Here is a 21,482-nt window from a genome sequence, read left to right on the forward strand (position 1 = left end):
CGGAACCCGGACATGCCTAAGTTTTTCATCGAACACCCTGTCTTTGCCTGGGTGGTGGCGATCCTGATCTCGCTTGCGGGCGTGATCTCGATCCTGAATCTGGGTATCGAGTCGTACCCCACGATCGCCCCGCCGCAGGTCACCGTTACCGCCAACTTCCCCGGCGCCAGCGCCGATACCGCCGAAAAAGCGGTGACCCAGGTCATCGAGCAGCAGCTCACCGGTATCGACCACCTGCTGTACTTCAACTCGTCCTCGGCCGCCAACGGCCGCGTGACCATCACGCTGACCTTCGAAACCGGCACCGACGCGGATATCGCGCAGGTGCAGGTGCAGAACAAGGTGTCGCTGGCCACGCCGCGCCTGCCCTCGGAAGTCACCCAGCAGGGTGTGGTGGTGGCCAAGGCCAACGCCGGCTTCCTGATGGTGGCCGCGTTGCGCTCGGACAACCCGTCGATCAACCGCGACGCGCTCAACGACATCGTCGGCTCGCGCGTGCTCGAGCAGATCTCGCGCGTGCCCGGCGTGGGCAGCACCAACCAGTTCGGCGCCGAGTACGCGATGAACATCTGGTTGAACCCGGAGAAGCTGCAGGGCTACAACCTGTCGGCCACCCAGGTGCTGACCGCGGTGCGCAACCAGAACGTGCAGTTCGCTGCCGGTTCGGTGGGCGCCGACCCGACCCCGGAAGGCATCAGCTTCACCGCCACGGTCTCGGCCGAGGGCCGCTTCAGCTCGCCGGACCAGTTCGAGAACATCATCCTGCGCACCGACAACAACGGTGCCACGGTGCGGTTGAAGGACGTCGCACGGGTTACCGTGGGGCCGAGCAACTACGGCTTCGACACCCAGTACAACGGCAAGCCCACCGGCGCCTTCGGTATCCAGCTGTTGCCGGGCGCCAACGCCCTGAACGTGTCCGAGGCGGTCGGTGCCAAGCTCGACGAGCTGCAGCCGACCTTCCCGCAGGGCGTGACCTGGTTTGCGCCGTACGAATCGACCACCTTCGTGCGCATCTCCATCGAGGAAGTGATCCATACGCTGGTGGAAGCCATCGTGCTGGTGTTCCTGGTGATGCTGCTGTTCCTGCAGAACTTCCGCGCCACCGTGATCCCCACGCTGGTGATTCCGGTCGCGCTGCTGGGCACGTTCTTCGGCATGTACATGATCGGCTTCACCATCAACCAGCTGACGCTGTTTGCGATGGTGCTGGCGATCGGCATCGTGGTCGATGACGCGATCGTGGTGATCGAGAACGTCGAACGCATCATGAGCGAGGAACACCTGGAGCCGAAGGCGGCCACCCAGAAGGCGATGACCCAGATCACCGGCGCGGTGGTGGCCATCACCGTGGTGCTGGCAGCGGTGTTCATCCCCTCCTCGCTGCAACCGGGCGCTTCGGGCGCGATCTACAAGCAGTTCGCACTGACCATCGCCATGTCGATGGGGTTCTCCGCGTTCCTGGCGTTGAGCTTCACCCCGGCGCTGTGCGGCGCGTTCCTCAAGTCGACCCATTCGACCAAGAAGAACTGGATCTACCGCACCTTCGACAAGTACTACGACAAGCTGGCGCATCGCTATGTCGGCGTGGTCGGCCACACCCTCAAGCGCTCGCCGCCGTGGATGATCGTGTTCGTGGTGCTGGTGGTGCTGTGCGGCTTCCTGTTCACCCGCATGCCGGGCAGCTTCCTGCCGGAAGAGGATCAGGGCTTTGCGGTGGCCATCGTGCAGCTGCCGCCGGGCGCGACCAAGATCCGCACCAACGAGGCCTTCGCGCAGATGCGTGCGGTGCTGGAGAAGCAGCCGGCCGTGGAAGGCATGCTGCAGATCGCCGGCTTCAGCTTCCTGGGTTCGGGCGAAAACGTCGGCATGGGCTTCATCCGGCTCAAGCCGTGGGAAGAGCGTGACGTCACTGCCGAGCAGTTGATCCAGCAGCTCAACGGTGCCTTCTACGGCATCAAGGGCGCGCAGATCTTCGTGGTCAACCTGCCCACCGTGCAGGGCCTGGGCCAGTTCGGCGGCTTCGACATGTGGCTGCAGGACCGCTCCGGCGCAGGCCAGCAAGCTTTGACCCAGGCGCGCAACATCGTGCTGGGCAAGGCGGCGGAAAAGCAGGACACCATGGTGGGCGTGCGCCCGAATGGCCTGGAAGACGCGCCGCAGCTGCAGTTGCACGTGGACCGCGTGCAGGCGCAGTCGATGGGCCTGGACGTCAGCGACGTCTACAGCTCGATCCAGCTGATGCTGGCGCCTGTCTACATCAACGACTACTTTTCCGAAGGCCGCATCAAGCGCGTCAACATCCGTGCCGACGACCAGTTCCGTACCGGCCCGGAGTCGCTGCGCAGCTTCTTCAGCCCCAGCGCCACGGCCACCGGTGCCGATGGTCAGCCGGGAATGATTCCGCTGAGCAATGTGGTCAAGGCCGACTGGACCTACGCCTCGCCGGCACTGAACCGCTACAACGGCTATTCGGCGGTGAATATCGTCGGCAACCCGGCGCCGGGCGGCAGCTCCGGCCAGGCGATGACCGCGATGGAGGAGATCGTCAACAACGACCTGCCGCCGGGCTTCGGTTTCGACTGGAGCGGCATGTCGTACCAGGAAATCATTGCCGGTAATGCGGCCACGCTGTTGCTGGCGTTGTCGGTGGTGGTGGTGTTCCTGTGCCTGGCCGCGCTCTACGAGAGCTGGTCGATTCCGGTGGCGGTGCTGATGGTGGTGCCGATCGGCGTGCTGGGTGCGATCACCTTCTCGATGCTGCGCGGTCTGCCGAACGATCTGTACTTCAAGATCGGCATGATCACCGTGATCGGCCTGGCGGCGAAGAATGCGATCCTGATCGTGGAGTTCGCGGTGGAGCAGCGTGCGGCAGGCAAGACGCTGCGCGAGGCGACGCTGGAAGCGGCGCATCTGCGCTTCCGCCCGATCCTGATGACTTCGTTCGCCTTCATCCTAGGTGTGCTGCCGCTGGCCATCTCCACCGGTGCCGGCGCCAACTCGCGTCACTCCATCGGTACCGGCGTGATCGGCGGCATGGTGTTCGCCACCGTGCTCGGCGTGATCTTCATTCCGCTGTTCTTCGTGGTGGTGCGCCGCATGCTGGGCGACAAGCTGGACGAACAGTCCAAGGAATACCTGCTCGCGCAGAACGACTCGGGCCCGCATCGTCCGGATCGCTGATCCCGGACATGGCGCAGAACGAAAAGCCCCGGCAGTGCCGGGGCTTTTTTTTGGCTGCGCTGCAGTCATGTCTCGTAGGAGCGCACCCGGGCGCGATGGGCCTCACCGGTAACGCCCGTCGCGCCCGGGTGCGCTCCTACGGAGTGGCGGGGATTGGTGACATGGCGTGCTTCGACGGGACCCGCGCAGCGCGATCCGCGACAACCGCCATGCCGTCGTAGGAGCGCACCTGGGCGCGATAGGCCTCACCGGTAACGCCCGTCGCGCCCGGGTGCGCTCCTACGGAGTGGCGGGGATTGGTGACATGGCGTGCTTCGACAGGACCCGCACAGCGCGATCCGCGACAACCGCCATGCCGTCGTAGGAGCGCACCTGGGCGCGATAGGCCTCACCGGTAACGCCCGTCGCGCCCGGGTGCGCTCCTACGGAGTGGCGGGGATTGGTGACATGGCGTGCTTCGACAGGACCCGCACAGCGCGATCCGCGACAACCGCCATGCCGTCGTAGGAGCGCACCTGGGCGCGATGGGCCTCACCGGTAACACCCATCGCGCCCGGGTGCGCTCCTACGACGAGGGCGGCTAGGTGCGCGGGCGTGTGCCGGTGGAGCCGCGGACCACGCAGCGGCCGGTCATCACCATGCGGCGGATCGGCAGCTGCGGATTGCTCAAACGCTCGAGCAGCAGCGACATCGCCGCGCGGCCCATGTCCTCGACCGGTTGCTCGACCACGGTGATCCCCGGCTCGACCAGGTCGGTCCAGCGCTCGTTGTCGAAGCCGGCCAGGGCCAGGTCGTCGGGGATGCGCAGACCGGCGGTACGGGCGGCCTTGAGCGCGCCCATCAACAACAGGCTGTTACTGGTCACGATGGCGTCGGGGCGGTCAGCGCCGGCCAGCCATTGACCGACTTCGGCGATCGCCGCTTCGGCGGTGGGCGCCACTTCGCGGTAAGCCGGCGTCAGCCCCGGCACCGCCATCGCGGCCAGATAGCCGTTGCGACGCTCGGTTGCGGTGGTACTGGTGCCGAACAGCCCGCCGATGCGCCGATACCCCTGCGCCTGCAGATGCGCAACCAGCTCGCCCATGGCCGCGGCGTTGTCCAGCACCACGCTGTCGTAGCGGCTGCCGGGGCCGGCGCGGTCCACCAGCACGGTCGGGTAGTCCAGCACCAGCTCGTGCATGCGCCCGACCGTGCTGCGGGTCGGCGCGAAGATCAGCCCGGTGATGCGTTCTTCCTGCATCAATTGCAGGTACAGCGCCTCGCGCTCGGGGTCTTCGTCGGTATTGCACAGGGTCACGCGCATGCCGGCGCGGTAGGCCACCTCCTCCACCGCACGGATCAACGCGGTGAAGTACGGGTTGCGGATGTCGGCGACGATCACCCCCAGGATGCCGGACTGCTGGGATCGCAGGCGCCGCGCCATCAGGTTGGGCCGGTAGCCGGTCTGGCGCACTGCCGCCTCGACCTTGGCCCGCACCTCCTCGCTGACCGGACCGGTGCCCAGCGCGCGCGAGACCGTCGATTTGGAAACCCCGGCCACCCGGGCCACGTCATTGATGCTGATACTCACTGGGACCGTTCCCGCTCCATTTGCGCACCTAGGGCCAGGCGCCGTCTCTGATTCGATGCTAACCCGAAAGCACTACAACGTTTTTGTGCAGCGCACATTGACCTGGAACATGGGAACGTTCCCACTATACTGCCCAGCCCGTCCCCACCCCCGGAGTCCGTCTTGTCCTCTCCGTCGCCAGCCGCCCCCGTCACCCCCGAACTTGTGCGCCTGCGGGCGCATGCCCGCGACAAGGACGACGCCATCGCGCAGGCCGCCCAGTTGCTGGTCGCCGCCGGCTGCGTGGCGCCGGGCTACGACGCCAGCATGCGGCGCCGTGAAGGCCTGGCGAACACCTTCCTCGGCCACGGCCTGGCGATCCCGCACGGCGTCGGCGAAGACCGCCACCTGGTGCGCCGCGACGGCATCGCGGTGCTGCAGTTGCCCGAGGGCGTGGAGTGGAACCCGGGCCAGACCACCCGGCTGGTGGTCGGCATCGCCGCCCAGTCCGACACCCACATCACCCTGCTGCGCCGGCTGACCCGCCTGATCCAGGACCCGGCCCAGTTGGAAGCGCTGTTCACCACCGACGACCCCGGCGTGATCGTGGCGGCCTTGACCGGCGACCGCGCACCCGACACCAGCGCCGCGCCGGCCACCGATCTGGCCGAATCCTTCGAGTGGACCATTGCCTACCCCAGCGGCCTGCACGCCCGCCCGGCCACCCGTTGGGCCGAGACGGCGCGCGGTTTCTCGGCGCGCGCCCAGGTGCGCGCCGGCGACCAGGCTGCCGATGCCAAGAGCCTGGTCGGCCTGCTGCAGTTGGGCCTGCGTGCCGGCGACAGCATCACCGTCTCGGCCGAAGGCACTGATGCGGGTGCGCTGCTCAAGCGCCTGCGCGCAGTGATGGACAGCCTGACCGCGCAGGAAAAGGCCGATGCCGAGCGTGCCGCGCAACGCCGCGCCGCCCCGGTGGCCGGCTGGACGCCGCCACAGGCGCAACCAGCCATCGTCGGCATCGGCGCCAGCCCGGGCGTGGCGATCGGCATCGTGCACCGGCTGCGCGCGGCGCAGACCGAGGTGGCCGATCAACCGGTCGGCCTGGGCGATGGCGGCGCGCTGCTGCACGACGCGCTGACCCGCACCCGCCAGCAGTTGGCGGCGATCCAGGACGACACCCAGCGCCGGCTCGGCGCCTCGGACGCGGCGATCTTCAAGGCCCAGGCCGAGCTGCTCAACGACACCGACCTGATCACCCGCACCTGCCAGCTGATGGTCGAAGGCCACGGCGTGGCGTGGTCGTGGCATCAGGCGGTGGAACAGATCGCCTCGGGCCTGGCCGCACTCGGCAACCCGGTGCTGGCCGGCCGCGCGGCCGACCTGCGCGACGTCGGCCGCCGCGTGCTGGCCCAGCTCGACCCGGCTGCTGCCGGCGCCGGCCTGACCGACCTGCCCGAGCAGCCCTGCATCCTGCTGGCCGGCGATCTGTCGCCGTCGGACACCGCCAACCTGGACACCGCACGCGTGCTCGGCTTGGCCACCGCGCAAGGCGGGCCGACCTCGCATACCGCGATCCTGTCGCGCACGCTCGGCCTGCCGGCGCTGGTCGCGGCAGGCGGCCAACTCATGGATATCGAAGACGGCGTCACCGCCATCATCGACGGCAGCAGTGGGCGGCTGTACATCAACCCGTCCGAGCTGGACCTGGATGCGGCGCGCACGCATATCGCCGAGCAGCAGGCGATCCGCGAGCGCGAAGCCGCGCAGCGCGCCTTGCCAGCCGAAACCAGCGACGGCCACCACATCGACATCGGCGCCAACGTCAACCTGCCCGACCAGGTTGCAATGGCGCTGACCCAGGGCGCCGAAGGCGTCGGCCTGATGCGGACCGAATTCCTGTTCCTGGAAAGCGGCAGCACGCCCAGCGAGGACGAGCAGCACGCAACCTACCTGGCGATGGCGCAGGCGCTGGATGGCCGCCCGCTGATCGTGCGCGCGCTGGACATCGGCGGCGACAAGCAGGTGGCGCATCTGGAGCTGCCGCACGAGGAAAACCCGTTCCTGGGCGTCCGCGGCGCACGCCTGCTGCTGCGTCGCCCGGACCTGCTCGAACCGCAGCTGCGTGCGCTGTACCGCGCCGCCAAGGACGGGGCGCGGCTGTCGATCATGTTCCCGATGATCACCTCGGTGCCGGAGCTGATCACCCTGCGCGCCATCTGCGCGCGCATCCGCGCCGAACTCGACGCGCCGGAGGTGCCGATCGGCATCATGATCGAGGTGCCCGCCGCCGCCGCGCAGGCCGACGTGCTGGCGCGCCATGCGGACTTCTTCTCGATCGGCACCAACGACCTGACCCAGTACGTGCTGGCGATCGACCGCCAGAACCCGGAGCTGGCCGCCGAAGCCGACAGCCTGCACCCGGCGGTGCTGCGCATGATCCGCAGCACGATCGAAGGTGCGCGCAAACACGACCGCTGGGTCGGCGTGTGCGGCGGCCTGGCCGGTGATCCGTTCGGCGCCAGCCTGCTGGCCGGCCTGGGCGTGCAGGAACTGTCGATGACGCCCAACGACATTCCGGCGGTCAAGGCACGCCTGCGCGGCACCGCGCTGAGCACGCTGCAACAGCTCGCCGAGCAGGCGCTGAACTGCGAAACCGCTGAACAGGTGCGCGCACTGGAAGCGCAGCGCGAGGGCCAGGCATGAACCTGCACGCCATCACGGTGACGCTGAACCCGGCGATCGACCAGACCATCCAGCTCGACAGCCTGCAGCCGGGCGCGGTGCATCGCGCCAGCAGCGTGCGCAACGATGCCGGAGGCAAGGGCATCAACGTGGCCGCCTGTCTGGCCGACTGGGGCAGCCAGGTCGCCGCGCTCGGCGTGCTCGGGGTCGGCAATGCCGGCGTGTTCGAGGCGCTGTTCCGCGAGCGCGGCATTGCCGATCACTGCCAGCGCGTGGCCGGCGAGACCCGCACCAACCTCAAGCTGGTCGAAGCGCGCAGCAACGACACCACCGACATCAACCTGCCCGGCCTGCGCCTGGGCCAGCCGCACCTGCAGGGCGTGGCCGATCACCTCGCCCCGCTGCTGCGCCCCGGCCTGCCGGTGGTGCTGTCGGGCAGCCTGCCGGCCGGCCTGCCGGACGACAGCTGGGCGCAGCTGCAGGCCCAGGCCAGCGCCGCCGGTGCGCGCGTGCTGCTGGACACCAGTGGCGCGCCGCTGGTGTCCGCACTCGGTGCCGCGCGCCAGGCGCTGCCGTACGCGGTCAAGCCGAACCGGCACGAACTGGAAGCCTGGACCGGCCGCCCGCTGAGCGACCGTGCCGCCCTCAGCGCCGCCGCGCACGAACTGATCGCACGCGGCATCCATCTGGTGGTCATTTCGATGGGGACCGAAGGCGCGCTGTTCGTGCAGCGCGACCAGCGCCTGATCGCGCGTCCGCCGCGCCTGGCGCAGGGCAGCAGCGTGGGCGCCGGTGACGCGATGGTGGCCGGCCTGGCCGCCGCGCTGCTCGGCGAGTCCACCGATCTGGAAAGCTGCGCACGGCTGGCGACCGCGTTCTCGCTCAGCCGGCTGGAAAGCGGCGATGCGCGCCGGCTGAACCCGCAGCAGGTGCGCAAGCTCGCCGGCGAGATCGTCATCGACCCGCTCTCGTAGCACCACCGCCGGCGCGAACGCTGGCAGCGCCAGCGCAGCGCGCCGATGTTTGCGCAAGACACCACGTATCCCGCCGGCGCTTGCCGGCGACCGAACAACGCAGGAGATTTGCATGTCCTCTTCCATCGTGGTCATCGCCGCTGGCGACCGCAGCACCGAAGCCGTCCTGGCGGCCGAAGCGCTGCGCCGCGCGGCCACCGCCGCCGGGCGCAGCGTGACGATCGAAATCCGCAGCGACCAGGGCGTGCTCGGCGCATTGCCGGGCGAACTGGCCAGCGCCGCCAGCCAGGTGCTGGTGATCGGCGACGCCGATGCCGACACCGCCCGCTTCGGCGACGCGCAGCTGCTGCGGCTGAGCCTGGGCGCGGTACTGGACGACCCGGCCGCCGCAGTGAACCAGCTCGCCACACCGGCTGCCGCCAATGCATCGGCTGCCGCAGGCAGCGCGGGCGCCGGCAGCAAGCGCATCGTTGCGATCACCTCCTGCCCCACCGGCATCGCGCACACCTTCATGGCCGCCGAAGGCCTGCAGCAGGCCGCGAAGAAACTCGGCTACCAGATCCGCGTGGAAACGCAGGGTTCGGTCGGCGCGCAGGACGCCCTGACCGACGCGGAAATCCGCGATGCCGACCTGGTGCTGATCGCCGCCGATCGCGAGGTCGACCTGGCCCGCTTCGGCGGCAAGCGCCTGTTCAAGAGCGGCACCAAGCCGGCGATCAACGATGGCCCTGCCTTGATCCAGAAAGCGCTGGCCGAAGCCGGCGTGCACGGCGGCGCAGCGCCGGTCGCGGGCGCCGCCAAGGCCGAAAACACCGGCAACGGCCGCACCGGCGCCTACAAGCACCTGATGACCGGCGTGTCGTTCATGCTGCCCTTCGTCACCGCCGGCGGCCTGTTGATCGCGCTGGCGTTCGCGCTCGGCGGCATCTATGCCGGCGACGATGCGCACCAGGGCACGCTGGCCTGGTCGCTGTTTCAGATCGGCGCCAAGGCCGGCTTCACCCTGATGGTGCCCGCGCTGGCCGGCTATATCGCCTACTCCATCGCCGACCGCCCCGGCATCGCGCCCGGCATGATCGGCGGGCTGGTCGCGGCCAACCTCAATGCCGGCTTCCTCGGCGGCATCATTGCCGGCTTCATCGCCGGCTACGGCGTGGCCGCGCTCAACCGCTACATCCGCCTGCCGCGCAACCTGGAAGGGCTCAAGCCGGTGCTGATCCTGCCGGTGCTGGGCACGCTGCTGGTCGGGCTGGCGATGATGTACGTGTTCGGCCAGCCGGTGGCCGACCTGCTGGCCTGGCTCACCGCCTGGCTGCGCGGCATGCAGGGCAGCAGCGCGTTGCTGCTGGGCCTGTTGCTTGGCGGCATGATGGCCTTCGACATGGGCGGGCCGGTCAACAAGGCCGCCTATGCGTTCTCCACCGGCCTGATCGCCAGCCAGGTCTACACCCCGATGGCCGCCGCCATGGTCGCCGGCATGACCCCGCCGCTGGGCATCGCGCTGGCCACCTGGGTGTTCCGCAACCGCTTCACCGTGGAAGAACGCGGCTCGGCCACGGCCGCCGGCGTGCTCGGGCTGGCCTTCGTCACCGAAGGCGCCATCCCGTATGCCGCGCGCGACCCGCTGCGCACCATCCCGGCACTGGTGATTGGCTCGGCCGTGGCCGGCGCGATCTCGATGACCGCCGGCGCCGAGTTGAAGGCACCGCACGGCGGCATCTTCGTGCTGCTGATCCCCAACGCGGTGACCCACCTGCTCAATTACGTGCTGGCCCTGGTGGTCGGCGTGGTGGTCACCGCGGTGGCACTGCGCCTGCTCAAGAAGCCGGTGGCCGACGTGGTCGCCTGACCTTCGGCCACCCCACCACTGGCGCTTGCCGCCCGCGCATGCGCCACGCCTGATCGCCGACCCGCTCCACCCCTGACTGGTTTCACCGCTGCGCTGCGCACCCTCGTGCGCGGCCAGCGGCTTGCCCATCCCCTAGCTGTCGCGTTCGCCACCCGGCCACGCCTTCCTTCGTTCGGAGTCCTGCCATGACCGTCCTCGCCCCCCGCCATGCCCGTCCCCGCCTGCTGTGCCTGTCGCTGGCACTGGCGCTGACCCCGCTCGCCCACGCGCAGGATGCCGCCGATGCCTTCAAGCTCAAGCTGGGTTACACCGGCGAAGCCGCCTCGATGATCGATGGCGGCCGCAAGAACGGCGACGCCTATGCCGGCCAGCTGATGGTCGGTACCGACGTCGACATGGACCGCCTGTTCGGCTGGGGCGGCGCCACCGTCAAGCTGTACGTCACCAACCGCCACGGCACCAACCTGGCCAACAGCAGCATCGGCAACAGCACCTCGGTGCAGGAGATCTACGGCGGCCAGGGCACGCGGCTGGCCAACTTCACCCTGCTGCAGAAACTGTTCGACGACCGCCTGGAACTGGAAGCCGGCCGCAGCGTGGCCAACATCCACTTCCTCGGCTCGGACCTGTGCCAGTACTTCCAGGGCAACTCGGCCTGCGGCAACCCCACCTTCGTGTTCCGCACCAGCAACTTCACCTACTGGCCGGTGTCCAGCTGGGCCGCGCATGCCACCGCCTGGGTCACGCCCAAGGTCTATGTGCACGTGGGCGCCTACGAGGTGAACCCGGTGCAGGCCCAGGACGGCCAGCACGGCCTGAAGTGGAGCACCGACGACACCACCGGCGTGGTGGTGCCTTACGCGGTCGGCTACAAGAACAAGGGCGGCGACGGCAGCATGGCCGCGATGTACGAACTGGGCGGCTGGCAGGACAACTCCGACTACACCGACCCGCTGCGCGACCGCAACGGCAACCCGGCCGTACTCAGCGGCATGGGCTACGAGAACAAGCAGGGCCGCTCGGGCGTGTTCGGTCGCTTCGAACAGCAGGTCACCAATCCGGATCCGTCCGGCGCCCGCGGCCTGACCGTGTTCGGCGCCATCCTCAAGAGCACCGGTGGTCAGGCGATCGAGGACCACTTCGTGCAACTGGGCCTGGTGCAGAAAGGTACCTTCGCCAGCCGCCCGCAGGACAACATTGCGTTCGTGATCACCCAGCAGAAATACAGCGACGAAGCCATCGAAAACCTGCGCCTGGCCCGCGCCTCGGCCGGCGGCACCGGCACCCCGGCCGACAACCAGATCATGATGGAGCTGAGCTACGGCATCCAGGTCACCAAGCGCCTGCGCATCGCGCCGAACCTGCATTACGTGATCAACCCCGACCAGTTCAACGAGCCGACGCGCACCAACGATCTGAAGAATGCGCTGATTGCGGGTATGCGGATCGACTGGAATCTGTAAGTCCGCGAGGATCGGTGCGTGCGTTGCAGGACGTTGCAGCGCACTCACCTAGCTCGGTAGGAGCGCGCCTGAGCGCGATGAGGCATTCCCGATAAAGCCCGGTCGCGCTCTGGCGCGCTCCTACGACGCATTGCGTTGCACGGCTGAGCTGGGTCCGGCGGGTTTTAGCCAGCCCGCTCGCTTGGCCCGGTAGGAGCGCACCCGGGCGCGATGAGGCGTTACCGATAAAGCCCGGTCGCGCTCAGGCGCGCTCCTACGACGCAGTGCACTGCATGGCTGACCTGGTTTCGGCGGGTTTAGCCAGCGCACTTCGCCTTGCTCCGTAGGAGCGCACCTGGGCGCGATGAGGCGTTACCGATAAAGCCTCGTCGCGCTCAGGCGCGCTCCTACGATACGTCGCGTTGCCCTGCTCGATGCGCCAAAAACGAAAAAACCGCGCAGCGCGCGGTTTTTTTTCGTGATCGAAGATCGATGACCAATCATGGACGACGCGCCAGCGCCTCCACGTCCTTGGCCTTGGGCAGCAGATCCTGCTTGGTGACGGCAAACGGCCCGATGCTCAGCATCGGCACTGCGACGATCACCGAGGAGATCACCACGATTACCGCGCCGATCATGTGCGTCTCGGCCAGGCCTTCCATCGACTCGCCGCCGTAGATGTACAACGCCAGCGCCGACAGAAAGAACATCACTGCGGTGATCACCGTGCGCGACAGCGTCTGGTTGATCGAACGGTTCAGCACTTCCAGCGGCTCCACCCGCAACGCGCGGAAGTTTTCGCGCACGCGGTCGAACACCACGATGATGTCGTTGATCGCAAAGCCCATCACCGACAACAGGCCGGCCAGCACGGTCAGGTCGAACTCGCGGCCGGTCAGCGACACGAAGGCCACGGTGACCAGCAGGTCGAACAAGGCGGTCAGGCTGGCGACCACGGCGAACTTCCACTCGAAGCGGAAGGCGATGTAGATCAGAAAGCCCACCAGCATGAACACGGTGGCGTACACGCCGTTCAAGGCCAGGTCCTTGCCGACCTGCGGGCCGACGAACTCGCCCGGCTGCACGGTGGCGGGGTTTTGCGCGGTACTGACCGCCTTGCGCACTTCTTCGGCGACGCTGCTTGCGGCATCGTCGCGGTTGTTGTGCTGCTCGCGCGCCTGCAGGCGGATCATCACTTCGTTGCCGCCGCGCGCGTTCTGCACCTGGGCGTTCTCGAAGCCGGCCTTGGCCAGCTGCTCGCGCACCTGGTCCACGTCCACGGTCTTCTGGAACGAGGTCTGCACCAGCGTGCCGCCGGTGAATTCCAGTGCGTAGTTGAAGCCCTTGCCGACGATAACGCCGACCGAGGCCACCGCGATCACCAGCATCAGGATCAGCACCGGCTTGCGCAGGCGCATGAAGTCGATCTTGGTGTCGTTGGGAATGAGATGGAGCGGGAACAATTTCATGGAAAAGATCTTCCGTTTAGACGTTACGCACCGTCAGGATGCGCAACGCTTGCGAAGGGATTCATCCCCCGCCCCCAGCAGCGCACTGCAGGGACAAGGCCGGACTCGCATCTCAGATGGCGACGGTCTTCAGCTTCTTGCGGCGGCCGTAGATCAGCACCGCCAGCGCACGCGACACGGTGATCGCAGTGAACATCGAGGCGAAGATACCGATCATCATGGTCAGCGCGAAGCCCTTCAGCGGGCCGGTGCCGAACGCGTACAAGGCCACCGCCACGATCAGACCGGTGAGGTTGGCGTCCAGGATGGTGCCGCCGGCCTTTTCATAACCGGCGGCAATCGCCGATTTGGCCGGCACGCCCAGTCGCAGCTCCTCGCGGATACGCTCGTTGATCAGCACGTTGGCGTCCACCGACAGGCCCACCGACAACGCCAGGCCGGCAAACCCGGGCAGCGTCATGGTGGCACCGAACAGCGACATCACCGCCACCACGATCAGCAGGTTGAACAGCAGCGCCACCGAGGTGATCGCGCCGAACACGCGGTAGTAGACGGTGAAGAACACCAGCGTGAACAGGAACGAGTAGATCACCGCAGTGACGCCGCGCTCCACGTTCTCCGCGCCCAGGCTCGGGCCGATCACGTATTCCTCGACGAAATCCATCGGTGCCGCCAGCGAACCGGATTTGAGCAGCTTGGCCAGGTTCTCGGCCTCCACCTTCTCCAGGCCGGTGGTCTGGAAGTTCTTGCCGAACACGCCGGCGATGCGGGTCGGCGACAGCGCCTCTTCCTTGACCCGCACGCTGCGCACTTCCTTGCCGTCGACCATGCTGACGGTGGGAATGCGCTCGATGTAGACCACCGACATCAGCTTGCCGACGTTGGCGCTGGTGTAGTCGAGCATGCGCTGGCCGGCGACGTTGTTGAGCGTCACCGCCACCGCCGGCATGCCGTTCTGGTCGGTGCTGACGCTGGCGCTGACCATCTGGTCACCGGTCACCAGCGCGCGCTTGTTGAGCAGCACCGGCGCACCGGTATCGCGTACGCGGTAGACCTTGGCTTCGGGCGGGATGCTGCCGCTGCGCACGGCGTCTTCGGCATTGCCTTCGACCACCGCACGGAATTCCAGCGAGGCGGTGGCGCCGATCAGGCGCTTGGCCTCGGCGGTGTCCTGCAGGCCGGGCAGTTCGACCACGATGCGGTCTTCGCCCTGGCGCTGGATGGTCGGTTCGGACACGCCCAGCGCGTTGACGCGGTTACGCAAGGTGGTGAGGTTCTGCTCGATCGCGCCGCTGGCGATCTGCTTGAGTTCGGCCTCCGGCACCTTGACCGAGATGTTCTGGCCGCTGACGTCGTAGGTCAGGGTCGGCTGCGACTTGGCCAGCGCGGTACGCGCTGCGTCGACGCTGGCGCCCTCGCTCAGGCTGACCTGGATGCTGTTGTCGCCGCGGCGCTCGACCGAGCGATAGGCGATACGGCCGTCACGCAGCGTGGTGCGAATGTCTTCGGCAAAGCCGTCCAGGCGCTTTTCCAGCGCGGCCTTCTGGTCCACCTGCATGGCGAAGTGCACGCCGCCGACCAGGTCCAGGCCCAGCACCATCGGCCGGCCGCCCAGCTTGGCCAGCCAGTCGGGCACGGTCGAGGCCAGATTCAGCGCCACCGTGTAGTTCTCGCCCAGTTGCTGGCGCAGCACGTCGTTGGCGCGGGTCTGTGCCTGCAGGTTTGGCAGGCGCACCATCAGGCTGTCGCCTTCCCGGGTGACGGCCTTCGGCGTGATGCCGGCGGCCCTGAGGTCGGCGTCGATGCGGCTGCGCAAGGCGTCGTCGAGCTGGGCACCGCGGCTGGCGGTGATCTGCACGGACGGGTCCTTCTGGTAGATGTTGGGCAGCGCGTACAACGCGCTGACCGCCAGCACCAGCAGGATCAGGAAATACTTCCAGCGAGGAAATTCAAGCATTGCGACAGTCCCGCGCGACACCATCCCGGCGACGCGCCTAGCAGTGAGAACGACTTCAGGCGGCCAATACAACGTCGCCAGCGGTCGTCAGGTGGATGCGGCGGTGCCGCGGAGCAGCGCGCTCAGCGCCGGTTCGCGGCACCGACTGCGCCCACCTGACAGTGGGCGCAGCGGGTTGGTTGCCGCTTAGTTGGCAGACTTCAGCGTGCCCTTGGGCAGCACGTGGCCCACGGCACTCTTCTGCACGCGGATGCGCACGTTGTCGGCCACTTCCACGGTGATGAAGTTGTCGCCGATATCGGTGATCACGCCCGCCACGCCGCCGGAGGTGATGACCTCGTCGCCGCGCGCCAGCTTGTCCAGCAGCGACTTGTGCTCCTTCTGGCGCTTCATCTGCGGGCGGATCATCAGGAAGTACATGACCGCGATCAGGATGATCGGCAGCGCGAAGGTGGACAGGCCGCCCATCGGGCCGGGCGCCGGCGCGCCGCCAGTGGCCTGCGCCTGGGCGACGGGGATCAGGAAATCGAGCAGATTCATTCAGTGCATCCTAGTTTGGGTGCCAGCGCGCCAACCGGCCGCTCGCTATTCAGGTACCGCCGGAGCGGAACAGCCGGGAATTATGCCATGCAGGTTCCAAACCGTCCGCGCAAGGGCGCGGACGGCCGGTCTCAGCTGGTTTCCCCCGGCAACGGCGGCGTGATGGCGCCGCGTGCCGCATAGAAGGACCGCCGGAACTCGGCAAAGGTTCCCGAGGCGATCGCCGCACGCAGGTCGGCCATCAACTTCTCGTAGTACCAGAGGTTGTGCAGGGTGCCCAGCATCGGCGCCAGCATCTCGTTGCAGCGGTCCAGATGGCGCAGGTAGGAGCGCGTGTAGCCGCTGCTGCAGGCATGGCAGCCGCAGCCCGGCTCGATGGTGTCCAGGTCGCGCTCGTACTTGGCGTTGCGGATGCGCACGGTGCCGAAGGAGGTGAAGTAATGCCCGTTGCGCGCATTGCGTGTGGGCATCACGCAGTCGAACATATCCACGCCCCGTGCCACGCCTTCGACCAGGTCCTCCGGCCGGCCCACCCCCATCAGGTAACGCGGGCGGTCGGCTGGCAGGCGCGGATGCAGGTGTTCCAGCATCGCGTTGCGCTCATGCTCCGGCTCGCCCACCGCCAGCCCGCCGATGGCGTAGCCGTCGAACCCGATGCCCTGCAGCCCGTCCAGCGAGCGGCTGCGCAGGTCCGGATGCACCCCGCCCTGCACGATGCCGAACAGCGCCGCGTCGTTGCCCAGCCCGTCATGCGCCTGCCGCGAGCGCTGCGCCCAGCGCAGGCTCAGCTCCATCGAGCGCCGCGCCACCTCTTCGGTGGCCGGGTACGGCGTGCATTCGTCGAAGATCATCACGATGTCCGAATCGAGCACCTTCTGGATCTGCATGCTCTCTTCCGGGCCCAGGAACACCCGCGCACCATCGGTGGGCGAGGCGAAGGTCACGCCCTGCTCGGTGATCTTGCGGCGATGCGCCAGCGAAAACACCTGGAACCCGCCCGAATCGGTGAGGATCGGCCCGTCCCAGCGCGCAAACCCATGCAACCCGCCGTGATCGCCGATCACATCCAGGCCCGGGCGCAGATACAGGTGGAAGGTGTTGCCCAGGATGATCTCCGCACCCAGCGCGCGGATCTGCTCGGGCAGGATGCCCTTGACCGAGCCATAGGTGCCCACCGGCATGAACGCCGGCGTCTCGACGGTGCCACGCGGAAAGGTCAGACGCCCACGCCGGGCATGGCCGTCGGTGGCTTGAAGCTGGAACTGGAGTCGGGACATTGAAAGGCCGGGATTGGAAATTGGGGATTCGGGATTGGCAAAAGCGAGAAGGCGGCGAGCGGAGTGCTGTTACGAATCCCCACTCCCGACTCCCCAATCCCTGCTCCACAGCAACATCGCATCGCCGTAGGAAAAGAAGCGATAGCGCTGTTCGATGGCGTGTTGATAGGCGGCGAAGATGCGCTCGCGGCCGGCGAAGGCCGAGACCATCATCAGCAGCGTGCTTTCGGGCAGATGGAAGTTGGTGACCATCGCATCGACGCTGCGGATGCGGTAGCCGGGCAGGATGAAGATCTGGGTTTCGCCGGCAAATGGCAGCAGTTCGCCCTCGGGCGCGGCATCGCTGGTGCGCCAGGCACTTTCCAGCGAGCGCACCACCGTGGTTCCCACCGCGATGACGCGGCCGCCGCGGGCCCGGGTGCGGCGCACCTGCTCGACCAGCGCGGCGCCGACGTTGAGCCATTCGGTGTGCATCACGTGCTGATCGAGCGCATCCACGCGTACCGGCTGGAAGGTGCCGGCGCCCACATGCAAGGTGACATGGCCGAACTCGACCCCGCGCTCGCGCAGGCGTGCCAGCAATGCCTCGTCGAAATGCAGCCCGGCAGTGGGCGCGGCGACCGCACCGACCTCGCGCGCGAACACGGTCTGGTAGCGCTCGCGGTCTTCCACTCCCGGCTCGCGGCGGATGTACGGCGGCAGCGGCAGGCGCCCGGCTTCCAGCAGCCAGTGCTCCAGCGGCGTGGGGATCTCGAAGCGCAGCAGATAGAACTCGCCGTCGCGGCCCAGCACCTCGGCCTGGCCGCCGGCGTCCAGCGCGATCCAGCTGCCGGCCTTGGGCGACTTGCTGGCGCCGATCTGCACCCGCGCCTCGCGCTCGCCGAGCAGGCGCTCGATCAGGATTTCCACCCGCCCGCCACTGGCCTTTTGCCCGAACAACCGCGCCGGGATCACCCGGGTATCGTTGAAGATCAGCAGATCGCCCGGCTGCAGCAGCTCGGGCAGATCCCGCACCTGCCGGTCGACCAGCGCCTGCGGCGACGGCGGCACCACCAGCAAGCGGCTGGCCGCCCGCTCGGCCAACGGCGCCTGGGCAATCAGCTCGTCGGGCAGCGAATAGTTGAAATCGGACTTCTTCAAGGCCGCAGGATCGGATGGCTGAGGAGCCGCATATTGTAACTGCGGCCGGGATTGGAGATTCGGGATTGGGGATTCGCAGTGAGGCGGGGATTGGGGATTCGGGATTCGTAAGAGCAGGATCCGCGGACCGGAACGTTTAGGACGCAAGCGGCCCGCTCTTACGAATCCCCAATCCCCAATTCCCAATCCCGGCCCCTCACCGCTCAAACTTCGTTGACAAAATGATCGACGTCGTCGTGCGCTCGACGCCGTCGATCGCGCCGATGGCGTCGGTGAGCACGTCCATCTCGTTGACGCCGCCGACCACGCCCAGGGCGATCAGGTCGTAGGCGCCGCTGACCGAGTGCAGCAGGCGTACCTGCGGGATGTCGCGCAGCGCCTTGACCACGGCCGGCATCTTCTTGGGCAGCACGGTGATCAGGATATGCGCGCGGATACGCCCCTGTTCGTAGGCGTCGTGGGTGCGCACGGTGTAGCCGCTGATCACGCCGTCGCGTTCGAGTTTTTCGATCCGGCTCTGCACGGTGGTGCGCGACAGCCCGAGCCGGCGCGCAATCTGCGCGGTGGAGGCGCGCGCGTCCTCGCGCAGCAGCGACAGCAGGCGTTCGTCGGAGGGAGTGATTTTCACTTTTGCCCAATTGGTTCGTCGATTCGACGAAAATACCCGACTTCCTGCCCGGATTCACGCTGCCAAACGCCGATCTTCTGCCGATAATAGGAAGGGAACGCCACCTTGCAGGAGATGCGCCATGTCCGTCCTCGCCCCGCTCGCCCCGCTGCGTGCCCACGCCGGCCGCCGCCTGACCGATGGCCTGGACGATGCCAGCATCGTGCGTCTGGCCGCCAACCACCCGGATCTTGCACGCGCCATCGACGCCGCGGCCGCCGAGTACGCGCAGGTGCGCGCGGAGGCCGCCGACCTGCTGGACCTGGACGAAGACGCCCAGATCGGTGCGGTGCAGGACGGCTTCATCAACTTCTATGCCGACGATGCGGTGACCCCGTACGTGGCGCTGGCCGCGCGCGGGCCCTGGGTGATCACGCTGAAGGGCGCGGTGCTGTACGACGCCGGCGGCTACGGCATGCTCGGCTTCGGCCACACCCCCGCGCCGGTGCTCGAAGCGATGGCACGTCCGCAGGTGATGGCCAACGTAATGACCCCCAGCCTGGCGCAGCGCCGGCTCGACCGCGCCCTGCGCGCCGAGATCGGCCATACCCGTGGCGGCTGTCCGTTCGCGCGCTTCATGTGTCTCAACTCCGGCTCCGAAGCGGTCGGTCTGGCCGCGCGCATCGTCGATACCAACGCCAAGCTGCACACCGACCCGGGCGCGCGTCACGCTGGTGCCAGCATCAAGCGCGTGGTGGTCAAGGGCAGCTTCCATGGCCGTACCGACCGCCCCGGCCTGTATTCCGATTCCAGCCGCAAGACCTACACCAAGTACCTGGCCAGCTACCGCGACGAAGACTCGGTGATCGCGATCGCGCCGTACGACGTGGCGGCGCTGCAGCGCGCCTTCGACGAGGCCGCACGCAATCACTGGTTCATCGAGGCGGTATTCCTGGAGCCGGTGATGGGCGAAGGCGACCCGGGCCGCGCATTGCCGGCCGCGTTCTATGCCGCAGCGCGCGAACTGACCCGCCTGCATGGCAGCCTGCTGCTGGTGGATTCGATCCAGGCCGGCCTGCGCGCGCACGGCGTGCTGTCGGTAGTGGATTACCCCGGGTTCGAGCAGCTCGACCCGCCGGATCTGGAGACCTATTCCAAGGCGCTCAACGCCGCGCAGTACCCGCTGTCGGTGCTGGCGGTGACCGAACACGCCGCGCAGGTGTACCGCAAGGGCACCTACGGCAACACCATGACCACCAATCCACGTGCGCTGGATGTCGCCTGCGCCACGCTGGCGTTGTTCACCCCGCAGGTGCGCGAGAACATCCGCACCCGCGGCGCGCAGGCGATCGCCAAGCTGGAAGCACTGCAGTCCGAGCTGGGCGGTTTGATCACCAAGGTGCAGGGCACCGGCTTGCTGTTCTCCTGCGAGCTGGCACCGCAATTCAAGTGCTATGGCGCCGGTTCCACCGAAGAGTGGTTGCGCCATCATGGCGTCAACGTCATCCATGGCGGCGAGAATTCGCTGCGCTTCACCCCGCACTTTGCGATGGACGAAGACGAACTCGATCTGCTGGTCGGCTTGATCGCGCGTGCGCTGAAGGAAGGTCCGCGCCAGACCCAGGCCGAGGCCGCCTGAGAGCCAGCGACAGGACGTGGCGAGCCGTCCTCATGTGGTAGCGGACGGTGCGCAGTAACTTCGGTATCCGAGCGGTAAACGCTGAATCCCAGCACCGGCCGCGCCCACCTGTAGGTGAGCGCCATGGTTTTGCGAGCCGCTTTAAGCCAAGGCGACGCAGGCGGTACTTGCGCGCCTCGGACAGGTGCGCGGCCGCCCCGAAGCTCACCGCGCGCCCTTGCTGTCGCGGCGATGTGCTGCCCGGCCCGGTCAGATCGGCACGGCGCTCAGCTTGCGGCGCAGGTAATTGGTCACGGCCCGGCGTGGCGACTTGCCGCGCCAGGACGCCCAGCACAGGTGCGAGCCCACCGCGACGGTGCCGCCACGGTGACCGAGCCCGAACCAGGTGCGATCCGGATGGAACGCGTCGCGCGCCGGGAACACGATGCCGGCAAACTCGCCGGCGTGCGCGTTGTAGAAACGCGTCAAGCCGCGCGGGCCGGAGATCATCGGAATCTGCCGGTGGTCTTCCAGCATCTCGGGCGCATGCGTGGTGAAGATGTGCTCGATGAAGGCGCGCCAGAACGGATGCCCTGCCTCCGAGCCGAACACGGCATTGCCGATCTTGAACTGCTCGTTGCCGGGCGCGCCCTCTTCGATCGGCAGCACGCATTGCTGTGCCAGTACGTCCGCGCCAAGCGTGCGCAGCAGCTTGTAGTCGGTGTCGAAATAGAACCCGCCGTAGCTGTGCATATAGGCGCAGCGCGCGATGTCGGCCTTCATCACACCGAAGCGTATCGCCTCGTAGCGGTCGGCGAATTCCGGGAACGCGCGCCGCATCAGTGCGGAGTTGTCGGCGTCGTCCCAGACATGGCAGGTCCAGCCCGGCAGCAGCCGCTGCAGGCGGGCCCGGATCTTGCGCTCTTCCCAGAGCAGGTGCTTGGTCGGCGCAGTGAGATGGAACACGTGGGGGATCATGGGGGCTTCTCGGGGCTGGGGGAACCAGACCTCCATCGAAGCACCGCACCGAAGCCGGCTACCCGGATGGAGCTCCGGTTAGCCGCAACAGTAGTCCCATTATTAGTGTGACGTAATTCACAATTTTAAATGGTTACGCCTGCCGCCGATTTGCATCATCAATCCAGAACCGAAGTTCGCTCACAGCCTCGTCATCCGGTACGGCGGGTCTCGCAGC

The 21,482-nt window shown here is 67.6% G+C and carries 15 protein-coding genes; 7 read left to right on the plus strand and 8 right to left on the minus strand.

Annotation, left to right across the window (positions count from 1 at the left end):
• Positions 1 to 12 precede the first annotated feature (12 nt).
• Both AC1PLS_RS12440 and AC1PLS_RS12445 read left to right on the plus strand, forming a co-directional pair.
• A complete protein-coding gene (locus AC1PLS_RS12440) occupies positions 13 to 3,183 on the plus strand; it encodes a multidrug efflux RND transporter permease subunit (protein WP_065031636.1) in 3,171 nt (1,056 codons plus the stop codon).
• Between the two features lie 452 nt (positions 3,184 to 3,635).
• On the plus strand, positions 3,636 to 3,767 hold the full coding sequence (locus AC1PLS_RS12445) for a hypothetical protein (protein WP_481103744.1): 132 nt from the start codon (positions 3,636 to 3,638) through the stop codon (positions 3,765 to 3,767).
• Here AC1PLS_RS12445 and AC1PLS_RS12450 read toward each other — a convergent pair.
• Entirely contained in the window at positions 3,764 to 4,753 is a 990-nt protein-coding gene (locus AC1PLS_RS12450) for a LacI family DNA-binding transcriptional regulator (protein WP_126966035.1), read from the minus strand. The two genes, AC1PLS_RS12445 and AC1PLS_RS12450, sit on opposite strands and share 4 nt — an antisense overlap.
• Before the next feature lie 162 nt (positions 4,754 to 4,915).
• Between AC1PLS_RS12450 and ptsP the strand changes: the two genes are divergently transcribed.
• The 4 genes from ptsP to AC1PLS_RS12470 all read left to right on the plus strand — a co-directional run bounded on the left by ptsP (position 4,916) and on the right by AC1PLS_RS12470 (position 11,700).
• The gene (ptsP, locus tag AC1PLS_RS12455; RefSeq protein ID WP_184577211.1) at positions 4,916 to 7,435 is read left to right on the plus strand and encodes a phosphoenolpyruvate--protein phosphotransferase; all 2,520 of its coding nucleotides are present in this window, start codon (positions 4,916 to 4,918) and stop codon (positions 7,433 to 7,435) included.
• A complete protein-coding gene (gene pfkB / locus AC1PLS_RS12460) occupies positions 7,432 to 8,388 on the plus strand; it encodes a 1-phosphofructokinase (protein ID WP_481103745.1) in 957 nt (318 codons plus the stop codon). The genes ptsP and pfkB overlap by 4 nt, the downstream gene beginning before the upstream one ends.
• A 112-nt stretch (positions 8,389 to 8,500) precedes the next feature.
• A complete protein-coding gene (locus tag AC1PLS_RS12465; protein WP_440583972.1) occupies positions 8,501 to 10,237 on the plus strand; it encodes a PTS fructose transporter subunit IIC in 1,737 nt (578 codons plus the stop codon).
• Positions 10,238 to 10,422: 185 nt separating this feature from the next.
• Positions 10,423 to 11,700, plus strand: coding sequence for a carbohydrate porin (locus AC1PLS_RS12470; protein WP_184431379.1), 1,278 nt, complete (start codon positions 10,423 to 10,425; stop codon positions 11,698 to 11,700).
• Positions 11,701 to 12,179: 479 nt separating this feature from the next.
• Here the strand turns inward: AC1PLS_RS12470 and secF are convergent, their stop codons facing one another.
• From secF to AC1PLS_RS12500, 6 genes are all read right to left on the minus strand, one after another.
• Complete coding sequence (gene secF / locus AC1PLS_RS12475; RefSeq protein WP_104537010.1) at positions 12,180 to 13,148, minus strand: protein translocase subunit SecF; 969 nt, start codon at positions 13,146 to 13,148, stop codon at positions 12,180 to 12,182.
• A gap of 112 nt (positions 13,149 to 13,260) precedes the next feature.
• Entirely contained in the window at positions 13,261 to 15,105 is a 1,845-nt protein-coding gene (gene secD / locus AC1PLS_RS12480) for a protein translocase subunit SecD (protein ID WP_184431381.1), read from the minus strand.
• Between the two features lie 186 nt (positions 15,106 to 15,291).
• Positions 15,292 to 15,645: a preprotein translocase subunit YajC gene (gene yajC / locus AC1PLS_RS12485; protein WP_016903294.1), complete on the minus strand. Its 354-nt coding sequence runs from the start codon at positions 15,643 to 15,645 to the stop codon at positions 15,292 to 15,294.
• 131 nt (positions 15,646 to 15,776) lie between these two features.
• Complete coding sequence (tgt, locus tag AC1PLS_RS12490; protein WP_016903293.1) at positions 15,777 to 16,922, minus strand: tRNA guanosine(34) transglycosylase Tgt; 1,146 nt, start codon at positions 16,920 to 16,922, stop codon at positions 15,777 to 15,779.
• A 69-nt stretch (positions 16,923 to 16,991) separates the two neighbouring features.
• The gene (queA, locus tag AC1PLS_RS12495; RefSeq protein ID WP_154832196.1) at positions 16,992 to 18,062 is read right to left on the minus strand and encodes a tRNA preQ1(34) S-adenosylmethionine ribosyltransferase-isomerase QueA; all 1,071 of its coding nucleotides are present in this window, start codon (positions 18,060 to 18,062) and stop codon (positions 16,992 to 16,994) included.
• A gap of 196 nt (positions 18,063 to 18,258) precedes the next feature.
• Positions 18,259 to 18,690 carry an Lrp/AsnC family transcriptional regulator gene (locus tag AC1PLS_RS12500; protein ID WP_016903291.1) on the minus strand — a complete coding sequence of 144 codons (432 nt, stop codon included), beginning with the start codon at positions 18,688 to 18,690 and terminating at the stop codon, positions 18,259 to 18,261.
• 121 nt (positions 18,691 to 18,811) lie between these two features.
• On the opposite strand from AC1PLS_RS12500, the gene AC1PLS_RS12505 reads away from it, so the two are divergent.
• Positions 18,812 to 20,308 (plus strand): aminotransferase class III-fold pyridoxal phosphate-dependent enzyme, encoded by a 1,497-nt coding sequence (locus tag AC1PLS_RS12505; RefSeq protein ID WP_184431383.1) that lies wholly within the window; start codon positions 18,812 to 18,814, stop codon positions 20,306 to 20,308.
• A 249-nt stretch (positions 20,309 to 20,557) separates the two neighbouring features.
• Here the strand turns inward: AC1PLS_RS12505 and AC1PLS_RS12510 are convergent, their stop codons facing one another.
• Positions 20,558 to 21,265, minus strand: coding sequence for a glycosyltransferase family 32 protein (locus AC1PLS_RS12510; protein ID WP_024940028.1), 708 nt, complete (start codon positions 21,263 to 21,265; stop codon positions 20,558 to 20,560).
• Positions 21,266 to 21,482: the final 217 nt, after the last annotated feature.

Source organism: Xanthomonas sp. NCPPB 3218 (assembly GCF_056725185.1).